Source organism: Streptomyces sp. TP-A0356, from assembly GCF_001417775.1.
Taxonomy (GTDB): domain Bacteria; phylum Actinomycetota; class Actinomycetes; order Streptomycetales; family Streptomycetaceae; genus Streptomyces.
This window is the reverse complement of record NZ_BBZJ01000025.1, coordinates 37,558-50,041: the sequence shown is the minus strand read 5'-3', so window position 1 is coordinate 50,041 and position 12,484 is coordinate 37,558. Positions and strand designations below refer to the sequence as shown.

The window sequence follows — 12,484 nt, the reverse complement described above, 5'->3', positions numbered from 1 at the left end:
GCCGACACGATGGATGGTTCCAGCTACTACGTACCGGCCGCCGCGATGGGGGTGGCGCTCGCCGTCAAGGCGCCCGCGCTCAGCCGGTCATGGCGCGACCCGCTGCTGCGGTCGGTGTGCGCGCTGCTCGCGCTGGCCGGGCTGGTGTTCTTCTTCGCCGCGCCGCCGACGATCGCGAAGGTCAACGACATCACGGGCATCACCAACGTCTCGGCGCCGCTGGTGTACTGCCTGCTGAGCGCGTTCAGCGCTGCCTGTCTGGTGCTCGTCGTCAACTGGCGCGGCGGCCCGGCCGAGGAGACCCGTCGCACCACGCGGCGGATCACCGGCGGGTACGGGGTGGTGATCGCCGCCCTGATCACGCTGTTCGCGCTCGGCAGCGCCCCGGCCGAGCGGCTGGTCGACTTCGACACGTACTACGCCCGCACGCCGTACATGCGCGAGATGATCGTGCTCTATCTGCTGGCGCTCACCGTCGCGGGCGTCGCGATGAACCTCATGTGCGGACGCTGGGCCCTCCAGGTGCGGGGCTGGTTGCGCACCGGTCTGCTGATCATCGTGATGGGCTACATGTTCGACCTCGCGTATCTGGCGACGAAGTTCACGGCCGTGATCGCCCGCTGGAGCGGCGGGAACCTCGATGGCCTGAGCACCTACGCCGCGCCCATGCTGGCCTCCACCGGAGCGCTGATCAGCGCCCTCGGCTTCTGCCTCCCCCTGGCCTGCCAGCGCGTCGGGGACAGCTGGACCACGTGGTCGACCTACCGCCGGCTGGGACCGCTGTGGCGGGAACTGAGGCCGGCGTCCGGCCGTACGGGACACGCGGTGCGCATCTCCTGGTGGTCGTCCGTCGAACTCCAGGTCACACAGCGGGAGTCCGACATCCACGACGGCATGCTCAGTCTGTACCCCTACTTCGATCCCCGGGTGCGCGCACGCGCCCACGACGCCGCTGTGGCGGCGGGCTCCGACCCCGTCCAGGCGCAGGCGGAGGCCGACGCGGCGATGGTCGCGGCGGCCGTGCGGGCCAGGGTCGCCGACCCGGAAGGGCGGGTCATCAGCGCGGCCGAGGTCACCGCCGCGCCCGTGCCGCCGCACGAAGGCCCCCGCGACCTCGTCCGGATGTCCATGGCCCTGCGCACGTCACCCGTCGTCGCGGCCGTCCGAGGACAGGCCCGGGCAAGGTGAGACAGCGACTGCCACCAGCGGAGCCGTCGGGCCGAGGACCGGCCGACCTTCTGCGAAGCGCACTGCGGATGCCCGCCGCGGGCCGCGCGGCTGCGGGCCGTGGCTCGCGGAGAGGGTGAGACCAGAAGAAGTCAGCCGTGAGCGGAACACGCTCCGGCCCAGCCTCGCCCAGAGGCTCCGAAACAGTGCCGACCGTAGGCGTATAGGGGTGTCGTGTGAAGTCGTACCTGGATCTCCACCGCGCGTTCTCCGCGGACATCGAAGCGGAGCTGGAAGCCGTTCTCGCACCGCTGGACGATTCGGCGCGTTCCGTCCGCGACGCGGTCGGCGAACTTCTGCGACATCAGCAGATGAAATACCCGCTGTCCGTACTGCCACTGCTGGTGCACGGCGTCGAGACGGGTTCCCCGGGGCCGGCTCTTCCGCTGTCGGCCGTCCACGTCCTGTGGTGGACCTCGGCCTGCTATCTCGACGACCTGGCCGACGGCCACGGCGCGCACTCGCCCGCCGGCCTGAGTGTGCACGAGGCCCTGCTGGCAGCGATCGTCACCGGGCATGTACTTCCCCTCAGGGCCCTCTGCTCACCCCGCGTCCCAGAGCCGGTCCGCGGTGCGATGACGGCCGAGGTGCTGGACTGCGGAATCGTCGCCGCCGAAGGACAACTCGGCGATATGCGCGGCGAGTTGGAGAGGGTGTCCCGGCACTCGGTCCTCGCGGCGTACAGGGGGAAGTCCGGCGCCCCCTTCGGCATGATCACGGCGATGGCCGCGACGTTGTCCGAGGTGCCGGACGAGCGGAGGGATCTGTGGCGGGAGTTCGGCTATGTCTTCGGTGTTCTGTGGCAGATCTTCAACGACCAGGAGGACATCACATCGGGCCGTAACGAGGACCTGCTGAACGGCACGGTGACCTATTTGCTGGTCTGCGCCCTGGAGGAGGCGCCGCCCGAGGCCAGGAGCCGAATACTGGACCTGCACGCCACCGCGCGCACGTCCGACGCTGCGCGGTCGGCCCTCATCGGCATCCTCCTCGACCCCGACGTCCTGACCCGCTACGAGAAGGACCTCCATCAGTTCCGCGACGAGGCTCACCGCATCCTGGACGAGCTCGGCGGCCACGGGACCTACCTCTCCCTCCTGCGACAGCTCGTGGACGAGACGTCCACGCCGCTCCTGGCCGTCCATGTGTGACCGCCCGTCGTGTCCCCTGCCCGCACCCGGAAGGATGCCCGCCCATGTCTGACAGAGCTGCCACCCGTCGTAGCGCGGTGGTCATCGGAGGGGGCATGACGGGCATGCTCGCGGCAGCCGTGCTCGCCGACCACGCCGATGTCACGGTCGTCGAACGTGACCTCCTGCCGAGCGGTCCGGAACCCCGCAAGGGCCTGCCGCAGGCCCGTCACGCCCATGTCCTGTGGTCCGGCGGTGTGAAGGCCCTGGAGGAACTGCTGCCCGGGATCACGGAGCAACTCGTCGCGCGCGGTGCCTGGAGGGCCCGCATCATGACCGACCTGGTCTCCAAGGCCCCCTCGGGTCAGTGGTTTCGCCGGTTCAACCACAGCCACCACACCAACCTGCTGTGCAGCCGTGATCTGCTCGACGCCGTCATCCGGGCCAGAGTCCTGGAGGATCGGCGCATCACCCTGCGTCCGCAGACCGAACTGCTCGCTCTGCAGGGCAGCGCCAACCGGGTGAGCGGTGTTCGCATACGTGCGGCGCACTCCGAGGACACCCTCACGGCCGACCTGGTCATCGACGCGAGCGGACGGGCCAGCCGGGCCCCCGTCTGGCTGCGGGACCTGGGTCTTCCCCCGGTCCTCGAACGCAAGGTCGACGCCGGCCTCGTCTACGCCAGCCGGACCTACCGTGCGCCCGGAAGCACCGCGGACGGGTTCCCCATCGTCAATGTCCAGGCAGACCCGCGGCAAGCCCCGGGCAAGGGGGGCATCATCGCCCCCATCGAAGGCGGCCGCTGGCTGGTGACACTCGCGGGAACGCGCGGCGGGCAGCCCACCGCCGACAACGACGCCTTCCTCGCCTTCGCCCGGGAACTGCCCCACCCCGTCATCGGCGAACTGCTCGCCGGCGCCGAACCCGAGACCGACGTCGTCACCACCCGCAGCACCGCCAACAAGCGGCGCTACTACGAGAGAGCCGCCCGCTGGCCCGAGGGCTTCGCCGTCCTCGGCGACGCCGTCGCCGGTTACAACCCGGTCTACGGCCATGGGCTGAGCGTCTCCGCTCAGAGCGTCATCGCACTGCGCCGTGTTCTGCGCCGCCAGGACCTCGGCGCTCGCGGCCTCGCTCGGAGCATCCAGAAGGCCGCTGCACGTCCCGTCGACAACGCCTGGAGCCTGGCGGTGGGCCAGGACGTGTTCTACCCGGGCGCCAGTGACCAGCCCCCCTCGCGGCTGGAGAGGATCCTGGCCGCCTTCGTCGACCGAGCCGTCGACGCCGGATCGCGAAACCCCCGCGCCCTGCGGGTGCTCCTCGATGTGATGAGCATGGAGACGTCCCCCGCCCGGCTGTTCATGCCCGACATGGTCGCCCTGGTGTACCTGGGCCGTAAGAAGCCGCTCCTGGACGGTCCTCCCCTGACCGAGCCGGAGCGGCGGGCCGCCGTGGCCGGAGCGCCGCTCGGGTCGGTGGAGTGACGGTCCTGGCCCCCAGGGCGACGGCCCGTCGACGCGGGGGTCTCCTGTCGGAGCTCTGCACTGCGGGAGGTCACGTCCGGCAGCGCGTCCATGAGCGTCAGCAACTCCACCGCGTCCTGTCCCAGGTCGGTGTCCAGCAGCCTCATGAGATGGGCGAACAGGGCGACTTGGAGGCGCATGCCGGGCAGGCGGAGGGTGGAGAGCACCAGGTGCGCCCCGGGCAGGGAGACGGCCCGCAGCACCGGATTGACCTCCCGGCCCACTCCTGGGGCGCTGACCAGGATCAGCCGCTCGGTACCCTCGGGGAACTGGTGGGCGAACTGCATCGCGACCCCGCCGCGCAGCCAGTGCCCCACGTAGGACCGTTGTCCACCAAGGGATTTCAAGGAGGTTTCGCCTGCGCTAAGCGGGCGAACCCGCGGGTAGCGAGGCCGCATTGTCAGTGGCGGACGGCAAGCTGGAGGTGCGCCAGGGATGCGCGCGGCGACTGTCCGCGCACCGGGCGCATGCCGTGCACCTACCGCCGCGCGACGCCCGTCGCCCGGCCGACCCGGGGAGAGCCGACCGATGCCGACCGCCGTACTGACCGACCGTCAACGCGCCGCCGTGCAGGCCTACCTGCGCCTCCTGCACACCGTACGAGCGGCGTTCGACGGCCCGCCGGACGGGCACCGACCACCCGTGGTCCCGACCGCGGTCCTGGCCGAGGCGGACCGGACCCTGGCACAGGCGGGACTCAGGGGCACCGAGGAGGAGTTCTTCCGCTTGTGCGCGCAGTGGTGTCCCTAGGGTCCTAGGGTCCTAGGAGGACGACGCTCAGGGACGGGGTACGACGACGGCCGTCGCGGCCAGCCCTCGCAGCACGGTCCAGCGGCCGTCGAAGGCCTTGATGCGGCGGCCGTCGACCAGTGGGCCCGGCACCAGCAGCCGCGCCCGGAAGCCGCCGGAGACATCCGTGGCGGCGCCCGGGTCGATCTCTATGTCCGCCTCCAGGAAGTCGAGCCACTTCCCGGTCAGGGGGAACCACGACTTGTAGACGGACTCCTTGGCGCTGAACAGCAGCCGGTCCCAGTGGATGGACGGATGGCTCCGGGCCAGGCCCCGCAGCCGGGTCTGCTCGGTGGGCAGGGCCACCGCCTCCAGGACGCCCTCCGGCAGCCGGTCGTGGGGCTCCGCGTCGATGCCGAGCGAGACGAGGTCACCGGCCGGGACCAGGGCCGCGGCGCAGTACCCGGCACAGTGCGTCATGCTGCCGATCAGCCCGTCCGGCCAGCGCGGTGCGCCGCGCTCGCCGGGCAGGACGGGTTGCGGCGGCACGCCGAGCTTCTCCATGGCCTGCCGTGCGCAGGCCCGTACGGCGGTGAACTCCCTGCGCCGCTTCTCGACGGCCTGCGCTATGACCGCCTCTTCCTCGGGGTAGAGGGAGACGCCGTCGCCGAGCGCGTCACCGTCGTACGCCTCCACGACCGCGACCGCCCCCGGGAGCAGCTCCTCGATCACCTGCTTGGACCTCCATCGGCAGAATGCGGCGCAGCCTCCCGGGCGGCTCCGCGCGCGGGCGCCATTCGCGGGGGTAGCCCACCGACACCTCTTCGAAGCGGACGCCCTCGTGGTGGGTGGTCCGCGGGATGTGCAGATGACCGTAGACCATGCAGGCGACCCGGAAACGGCGGTGCCAGTCCGCGGTCAGCCGGGTGCCGCACCACATGGCGAACTCCGGGTAGCGCAGGATGTCCGTCGGGTGGCGGTCCAGCGGATAGTGGTTCACCAGCACCGTGGAGAGATCGGCGGGGATCTCCTCCAGTCTGCGCTCCGTCTCGGCGACCCGGGCGCGGCACCATGCCTCGCGGCTCGGGTAGGGGTCGGGGTGCAGCAGATACTCGTCGGTGCACACGATCCCGGTGCCGTGCGCGTACTCCAGCCCCTGGTCCTTGGTCGTACAACCCTGCGGCAGGAACGAGTAGTCGTAGAGCAGGAACAGGGGCGCGACGGCAACCGGGCCGCCCGGACCCTCCCAGACCGGGTAGGGGTCCTCGGGGGTGGTCACGCCCAGCTTCCGGCACATGGCGACCAGGTGCTCGTACCGCTCCACACCGCGCAGGGTGACGGTGTCCCGCTGGTGGGTCCACAGCTCGTGGTTGCCGGGCGCCCAGATCACCTTGCGGAATCGCCCGGCGAGCAGTTCCAGGGCCCAGTGGATGTCGGCCACCGTCTCGGCCACGTCACCGGCGACCAGCAGCCAGTCCTCGTCCGATGTGGGTCGCATCCGCTCGACGAGGGCGCGGTTCTCCGGATATCCGATGTGCAGGTCGCTGATGGCGAGCAGTCGTCCACGGCCGTCCGTCGACTCCACCGTCGCCCCTTTCAAGAACCGGATGGGAACACAAGAACACATCGGGTGGCCGGCGGACAAGAGCGACCCGCGGCAGCCACACGGACACCTTGGGAAGCAGCCGGATCTCGCGGTGGGATCGTCTCGAATACGACCCCGCCGCTTCAACAAGGTCGGGGGGGAATCCGTTACACGCGAGTAGCAGTGAGAGCACCCGCGAGGGCCTATGATCGCCCCAACACATCCGCCACCGACGATCGTCCGTGTACGGCGGTCTGGTGTTACCTCCCCCTACCCTGGCCGGGCACGGCCTGCTCCGCCCTGCCCGCATCCCCTGAAAGGCGGCCTGCATGTTCTCTCGCGTACGCGTCTGGCTCAACCGCACGTACGCGGAGAACGTGTTCTTCGTGGATCAGTTGCGGAGAAATCCCAGCGACCGGGCCGTCGAGATCCATGCCACGCACGGCGACCCCGACTCCCCCGTCCTGGCCGCGGCGGACACCGCCGACCTGGAACCGGAGGGCCTGTCCCCGGCCGCGTACGTGGAGTACGCACTCGATCAGTGCGCGCGCCGAGGCATCGATGTGTTCGTGCCCCGTCAGCACCAGGAGGCGATCGTCGCGCACCGCGCCGAGTTCGAGGCGGCCGGTACGGCGCTGCTGGCGCCGTCCGCCGAAGCGGTGGCGGTCTTCCAGGACAAGGCGACGGCCTACCATGCGGCGCAGTCGATCGGCGTCCAGGTGCCGGCGTGGTGGCGGGTCACGAACGAGGCCGAACTCCTCGCCGCTGTCGAGGAGTTGGAGGCCGCGGGGGACAAGGCGTGCTTCAAGCCGGCGGTGGGTGCGGGCGGCGTCGGTTTCCGCATCATCACGCGAGCCCCCTTCTCGCTCGTGCACCTGAGCGGCTTCCCGGGCCCGTACGTGCCGCTCGACCTGGTCGTCCAGGCGGTGCGCGAGGCCGACGAGCCCGTCGACTGGCTGGTGATGCCGCGTCTGGAGGAACCCGAGGTCTCGGTGGACTGCCTGACCGGGCCAGACAACCGGATCCGTATGGCGGTGGGCCGCACCAAGAACGGCCGACGCCGGGGCTTCACGCTGCACGAGCAGTGGCTGGAGCCGGCCAGGCGGCTGGCGGAGGGCTTCGGACTGCACTACCTCTCCAACATCCAGTTCCGGATGTACGGCGAGGAGCCGATGCTCCTCGACGTCAACACCCGCCCGGCGGGCGGACTGCACCAGCTGTCCCTGTGCGGGATCAACGCGCCGTGGGCCGCTGTGCAGTTGGCGCTCGGCGAGGATCCGGGGGAGGTGGTGCCGCCGTTCCTGGGCACGGACTACACGGTCGTGTCGGGGCCGCGTCCCGTGCGTGCCGTTGCGCTGCCGCAGCAGAGGGTGGACGAGTTGGAGCAGGCGCCGGTGCGGCCCGCGGTGCCGGTCGACTCCGTCGGGGTCGCGGCGGCGGAGGCTCTGCCTCTGTAGGCCTTTCGCCCACCGGTATGGACCAATTCCCCCTGAAGCCTTGACACCAGGATTGGTCCATACCAACTTGGTTGCGCACCCTCCTGTACTCCCCAGCACTCCCCGAACCCCACCTTTCCTTCAGGGAGATCGCGTGCGCACACTTCTCAGACGTTCCAGACGTGCCTTCTTCGCGCTCATGGGCTCCGCCGCCCTCGCCCTGGCCGGGGCGGTCGCCCTCCCCGGGACCGCCCACGCGGCCAACATCCTGTCCAACCCCGGCTTCGAGTCGGGCGGCCTCTCGCCCTGGTCCTGCACCGGCAATCTGGGCTCGGTCGTCTCCAGCCCTGTCCACAGCGGCTCCAAGGCCCTTGCGGGCGCCGCGAGTTCGAGCGACAACGCGCAGTGCAGCCAGACCGTCCCGGTCCAGCCCAACACGGCGTACACGCTCAGCGGCTGGGTCCGTGGCAGCTATGTCTACCTCGGCGTGAACGGCGGCGCCTCGACCTGGACGACGTCCCCGTCCGCGTACAGTCAGCTGTCGGTGTCCTTCACGACCGGCGCCTCGCAGACCAGCGCCACCGTCTACGTCCACGGCTGGTACGCGCAGGGCACCTACTACGCGGACGACATCAGCCTCGACGGGCCGGGCGGCGGTGGCGGCTCGGACACCCAGCCGCCGACCGCGCCGACGAACCTGACCTCCACCGGCAAGACCTCGTCCAGCGTCTCGCTGTCGTGGTCGGCGGCGACCGACAACGTCGGGGTGACCGCGTACGACATCTACAGCGGTTCCAGCCAGGTGCTCAGTGTCTCCGGCACGACCGCGACGGTCAGCGGGCTATCGCCGAGCACGAGCTACACCTTCACCGTCAAGGCACGCGACGCGGCCGGGAACGTCTCGGCGGCCTCCAACGCGGTGACCGTCACGACGAACGCGGGCAGCGGCGGCGGCAACGGGTTCAAGCAGGCCGCCCCCTATCTCTACCTCGGCTGGGGCGATCCGCCGAGCGCGACCTCGGTGATGAGCGCGACCGGCATCAAGTGGTACACGATGGCGTTCATGCTGGACTCCGGCGGCTGCAACCCGGCCTGGGACGGCAACCGGCCGCTGACCGGGGGCACCGACCAGACCGTCATCAACCAGATCCGCTCCGCGGGCGGTGACGTCGTCCCGTCGTTCGGCGGCTGGCAGGGCAGCAAGCTCGGCGCCAACTGCTCCTCGGCGACCGCGCTGGCCGGGGCGCTGCAGAAGGTGATCGACGCCTACGGTCTCAAGGCCATCGACATGGACATCGAGAACACGGACGAGTTCGAGAACGAGGCCGTGCAGGCGAAGATCCTGACCGCGCTGAAGACCGTCAAGGCGAACAACCCGGGCCTGAGGACGATCGTCACCTTCGGCACCTCCACCACCGGCCCGACCTACTACGGCAACCGGCTGATCGAGCAGGCGCAGTCACTGAACGCCAACATCGACGTCTTCACGATCATGCCGTTCGACTTCGGCGGCGGCTCGGACATGTACGGCAACACCGTGGGCGCCGCCGAGGGCCTCAAGGCCAAGCTGAAGTCGACCTTCGGCTGGGACGACGCCACGGCCTACTCCCACATCGGCATCTCCGGCATGAACGGCCTGTCCGACCAGCAGGAGAACACCACCCCGGCGATCTGGACCCAGATCCGCGACTGGGCGAACGCGCACCACATCGCCCGGCTCGCCTTCTGGTCGGTCAACCGCGACCGGCCCTGCGCGGGCGGCGGCGTGGTGAGCAACTGCTCGGGCATCAGCCAGAACAACTGGCAGTTCACTTCCATCACGGCCGGGTTCACCGGCTGAGCGACGCCCAGACAGGGGCGCCCGGCCCATTGCGGCCGGGCGCCCCTCCGCGTGCTACGAGCGGCGCGACAGGCGCAGCGTCTGCACCTCGAACGGCCGCAGCGTCACGGCGACGCCGTCCCCGTCCGTCGCCGCCGACGCCAGCGGACGCTCCAGGAGGTCCGTGATCCCGGCCTCCACGAGCGGGAAGCCGGTGGTCAGCACCCCGGTGGCGCGGCCACCGCGGGACTCGTACAACCGCACCACGACATCGCCGGACTCGTCGTCGGCGAGCTTCACCGCCTCCACGGTCACGCCCTCGCCCTGCACGGAGACGACGGGCCCGGGCGCGCCCGCCGCGTCCGCCACGCGCAGCGGCAGGTTGAGGGCATAGCCCTCGGCGACCGCGTCCTCGACGCCGGCCCCGGGCAGCAGCGCGTAGGTGAAGCGGTGCCTGCCCTGGTCGGCCTCCGGGTCCGGGACGCGGGGGGCGCGGACGAGGCTGAGGCGGACCGTGGTCGTCGTACCCCCGTCCTCGCGGACCGTACGGGACACGTCGTGGCCGTAGGTGGAGTCGTTGATCACCGCGACGCCGTAGCCGGGCTCGCCGATGTGCACCCAGCGGTGGCCGTAGACCTCGAAGCGGGCCGCCTCCCAGCTGGTGTTGGTGTGGGTGGGCCGCTGGACATGGCCGAACTGGATCTCGGCGGAGGAGTGCGGGGCCCCGATGTCCACGGGGAAGGCGCACGGAGGCGGCATAGATCGCGGGCTTGATGCGCTGGTTGTGGACGCGCTCGACGCGCTCCTCGATCCGGCGGCGTTCGTCGTGCATGGAAGTCTGCAGGGAAAGGGGAGAAAGCGCTTACTCAAGGTACGCCAAGCCGGGGTGGACCGCGGAGTATCCGTCCACCAGTCTGCGGGCGACGTTCACGGAGTCGACGAGCGGATGCAGGGCGAAGGCCTTCACCGCCGTCGCACGGGAGCCGGACTCGGCCGCGGACAGCACCTCGCGCTCGACCGCCTTCACCGCGCAGACCAGACCGGTGGCGTGGTCGGGCAGCGGGTCGACCGCGACCGGGTGCGCGCCGTTGGCGTCGACCAGGCACGGGACCTCGATGACGGCCTCGGAGTCGAGGACCGACAGGGTGCTGCGGTTGCGCACGTTGAGGATCAGGGTCGTGCGCTCGTCCCGCGCGATGGCCCGCATCAGGGCGAGGGCGACCTTCTCGTAACCGCCGGAGAGGTCGTCGGCGTCGCGTTCGCCCGCGCCCGCCGTCTCCCGGTTCTCGGCCATGTACGTGGCCTCGCGCTCGGCCCGGGTGCGTTCCCAGACCGCCAGGGCTTCGGCGTCCGGGCGCTTGACGTCCCGATAGAAGCGGGCCTGCTGGTCGCGCAGGAAGGCGCCGCGGGTCTTCTCGGCCTCGCGGTAGGCGCGGACGGCCTCGCGGTTGAAGTAGTAGTAGTGCAGATACTCGTTCGGGATCGCGCCCAGGGACTGCAGCCACTCGGGCCCGAAGAGCTTGCCCTCCTCGAAGGACCCGAGCAGCTCCGGGTCGGCGAGCAGCCGCGGGAGTTCGTCGCGGCCCGAGACGCGCAGGCGGCGCACCCAGCCCAGGTGGTTGAGTCCGACGTAGTCGATGAAGGTCTCGCGCGGGTTCGCGACGCCCAGCACGCGCGCGATCCGGCGGCCGAGGCCGACCGGCGAGTCGCAGATGCCGATGACGCGGTCGCCGAGGTGGCGGGACATGGCCTCGGTGACGAGGCCGGCCGGGTTGGTGAAGTTGATGACCCACGCCTCGGGGGCCAGAAGGGCCACCCGTCGGGCGATGTCGACGGCGACGGGCACGGTCCGCAGGCCGTAGGCGATGCCGCCGGCGCCGACCGTCTCCTGCCCGAGAACGCCCTCCGCGAGTGCCACCCGCTCGTCGTTCGCCCGCCCTTCGAGACCGCCGACGCGGATCGCGGAGAAGACGAAGTCGGCGCCGCGCAGCGCCTCGTCGAGGTCGGTGGTGGCGCTCACCTCGGGCGCGTCGGGGATGTGCGCGGCCTGTTCGGCCAGCACGCGGGTCACCGCGGCCAGCCGCTCCGCGTCCAGGTCGTGCAGTACGACCCGGGTGACCCGCCCCTCGGCGCGGTCCCCGAGGAGCGCCCCGTACACGAGCGGCACCCGGAACCCGCCGCCGCCCAGAATCGTCAGCTTCACGCCCGCACCTCTCCTGCCACGATCACCTCGACGCCCGCCTCCTCCAGCGAAGGCCGGGTCGTCGCGTCCACGAGCCGGTCCGTCACCACCACGTCCAGTTCCTCGGGGCCGCAGACCTTCGCCATCCCGGTACCCGGGAACTTCGCCGAGTCGGCGAGCAGGACGACCCTGTCGCTCGCCCTGATCATGGCCCGCTTGACCGGCACCTCGACGACCGTCGTGTCCATCACCTGCCCACCCGGCCGCACCCCGCTGGTGCCGAGGAAGAGCCAGTCGGCGTGCAGCTGGCGCAGGTTGTCCTCGGTGAGGAAGCCGACCAGGGAGCGGTACTCGCGGCGGACCATGCCGCCGAGCAGCACCAGTTCGATGCCCTCGTCGTCGGCGAGTTCCTCGTAGACCACCAGGTTGCTGGTGATCACGGTGAGCCGGCGGCCGTGCAGCTGCCGAGCCAGACGGTAGGCGGTCGTGCCGATGTCCAGCAGCACCGACTGACCGTCCGTGATCATCGCCGCGGCCCGCACCGCTATGGCGTCCTTCTCCGGCACGCGCACCTCGGCGACCTCGGCGAAGGGCTGGTCGCCCTCGTCGGCCACGGCGCCGCCGTGCACCCGGGTGAGCAGGCCCTCCTCCTCCAGTTTGACCAGGTCGCGCCGGATGGTGGCGGGGCTCACCCCCAGCTGCTCGGAGAGATCGGTCACGGCCGCGGGGCCGCCGGAGCGCAGGGCCCGCAGGATGAGTTGATGTCGTCGTTCTGCCAGCACACCGGGAACACTACTCGTCATCTTCAATCATCTCCATGCTCAGTTCTGCTCGACTATTGACCAATCTCGCC

10 protein-coding genes and 2 pseudogenes are annotated in these 12,484 nt (G+C 70.7%); 6 read left to right on the top strand and 6 right to left on the bottom strand.

The window, feature by feature from the left end; all coding sequences use genetic code 11:
- The first annotated feature begins 9 nt into the window (after nt 1–9).
- From ASC56_RS26600 to ASC56_RS26590, 3 genes are all read left to right on the top strand, one after another.
- Nucleotides 10–1,188 (top strand): MAB_1171c family putative transporter, encoded by a 1,179-nt coding sequence (locus ASC56_RS26600; protein WP_055494090.1) that lies wholly within the window; start codon nt 10–12, stop codon nt 1,186–1,188.
- 215 nt (nt 1,189–1,403) lie between these two features.
- Nucleotides 1,404–2,378 carry a polyprenyl synthetase family protein gene (locus tag ASC56_RS26595; protein ID WP_055494089.1) on the top strand — a complete coding sequence of 325 codons (975 nt, stop codon included), beginning with the start codon at nt 1,404–1,406 and terminating at the stop codon, nt 2,376–2,378.
- A 44-nt stretch (nt 2,379–2,422) separates the two neighbouring features.
- Nucleotides 2,423–3,841 carry an NAD(P)/FAD-dependent oxidoreductase gene (locus tag ASC56_RS26590; protein WP_055494088.1) on the top strand — a complete coding sequence of 473 codons (1,419 nt, stop codon included), beginning with the start codon at nt 2,423–2,425 and terminating at the stop codon, nt 3,839–3,841.
- Nucleotides 3,842–3,888: 47 nt separating this feature from the next.
- Here the strand turns inward: ASC56_RS26590 and ASC56_RS42155 are convergent.
- Nucleotides 3,889–4,197 (bottom strand): annotated as a pseudogene (locus ASC56_RS42155) (alpha/beta hydrolase); the annotation flags it as partial.
- Between the two features lie 211 nt (nt 4,198–4,408).
- On the opposite strand from ASC56_RS42155, the gene ASC56_RS26585 reads away from it, so the two are divergent.
- Nucleotides 4,409–4,630, top strand: a complete 222-nt coding sequence (locus ASC56_RS26585; RefSeq protein WP_055494087.1) for a hypothetical protein — start codon at nt 4,409–4,411, stop codon at nt 4,628–4,630.
- Nucleotides 4,631–4,657: 27 nt separating this feature from the next.
- Here ASC56_RS26585 and ASC56_RS26580 read toward each other — a convergent pair whose 3' ends face one another.
- Complete coding sequence (locus ASC56_RS26580) at nt 4,658–5,341, bottom strand: 4'-phosphopantetheinyl transferase (RefSeq protein WP_055494086.1); 684 nt, start codon at nt 5,339–5,341, stop codon at nt 4,658–4,660.
- The gene (locus tag ASC56_RS26575; protein WP_055494085.1) at nt 5,286–6,194 is read right to left on the bottom strand and encodes a metallophosphoesterase; all 909 of its coding nucleotides are present in this window, start codon (nt 6,192–6,194) and stop codon (nt 5,286–5,288) included. The genes ASC56_RS26580 and ASC56_RS26575 overlap by 56 nt, the downstream gene beginning before the upstream one ends.
- Before the next feature lie 329 nt (nt 6,195–6,523).
- Between ASC56_RS26575 and ASC56_RS26570 the strand changes: the two genes are divergently transcribed.
- Nucleotides 6,524–7,651, top strand: a complete 1,128-nt coding sequence (locus ASC56_RS26570; RefSeq protein ID WP_055494084.1) for an ATP-grasp domain-containing protein — start codon at nt 6,524–6,526, stop codon at nt 7,649–7,651.
- 133 nt (nt 7,652–7,784) lie between these two features.
- Entirely contained in the window at nt 7,785–9,470 is a 1,686-nt protein-coding gene (locus tag ASC56_RS26565) for a carbohydrate binding domain-containing protein (protein ID WP_055494083.1), read from the top strand.
- Between the two features lie 54 nt (nt 9,471–9,524).
- Here the strand turns inward: ASC56_RS26565 and ASC56_RS26560 are convergent.
- The 3 genes and pseudogenes from ASC56_RS26560 to ASC56_RS26550 all read right to left on the bottom strand — a co-directional run.
- Nucleotides 9,525–10,190, bottom strand: a pseudogene (locus ASC56_RS26560) (glycoside hydrolase family 38 C-terminal domain-containing protein); the annotation flags it as partial.
- Nucleotides 10,191–10,311: 121 nt separating this feature from the next.
- Entirely contained in the window at nt 10,312–11,652 is a 1,341-nt protein-coding gene (locus ASC56_RS26555) for a 6-phospho-beta-glucosidase (protein WP_055494081.1), read from the bottom strand.
- On the bottom strand, nt 11,649–12,413 hold the full coding sequence (locus ASC56_RS26550; protein ID WP_055494080.1) for a DeoR/GlpR family DNA-binding transcription regulator: 765 nt from the start codon (nt 12,411–12,413) through the stop codon (nt 11,649–11,651). Before ASC56_RS26550 ends, ASC56_RS26555 begins: the two co-directional genes overlap by 4 nt.
- Nucleotides 12,414–12,484 lie beyond the last annotated feature (71 nt).

Bases quoted from the DNA above. Each gene is read 5' to 3' on its own strand.
- ASC56_RS26600 (WP_055494090.1), top strand. From the start codon at position 10: ATGGATGGTTCCAGCTACTACGTACCGGCCGCCGCGATGGGGGTGGCG.
- ASC56_RS26590 (WP_055494088.1), top strand. From the start codon at position 2,423: ATGTCTGACAGAGCTGCCACCCGTCGTAGCGCGGTGGTCATCGGAGGG.
- ASC56_RS26585 (WP_055494087.1), top strand. From the start codon at position 4,409: ATGCCGACCGCCGTACTGACCGACCGTCAACGCGCCGCCGTGCAGGCC.
- ASC56_RS26570 (WP_055494084.1), top strand. From the start codon at position 6,524: ATGTTCTCTCGCGTACGCGTCTGGCTCAACCGCACGTACGCGGAGAAC.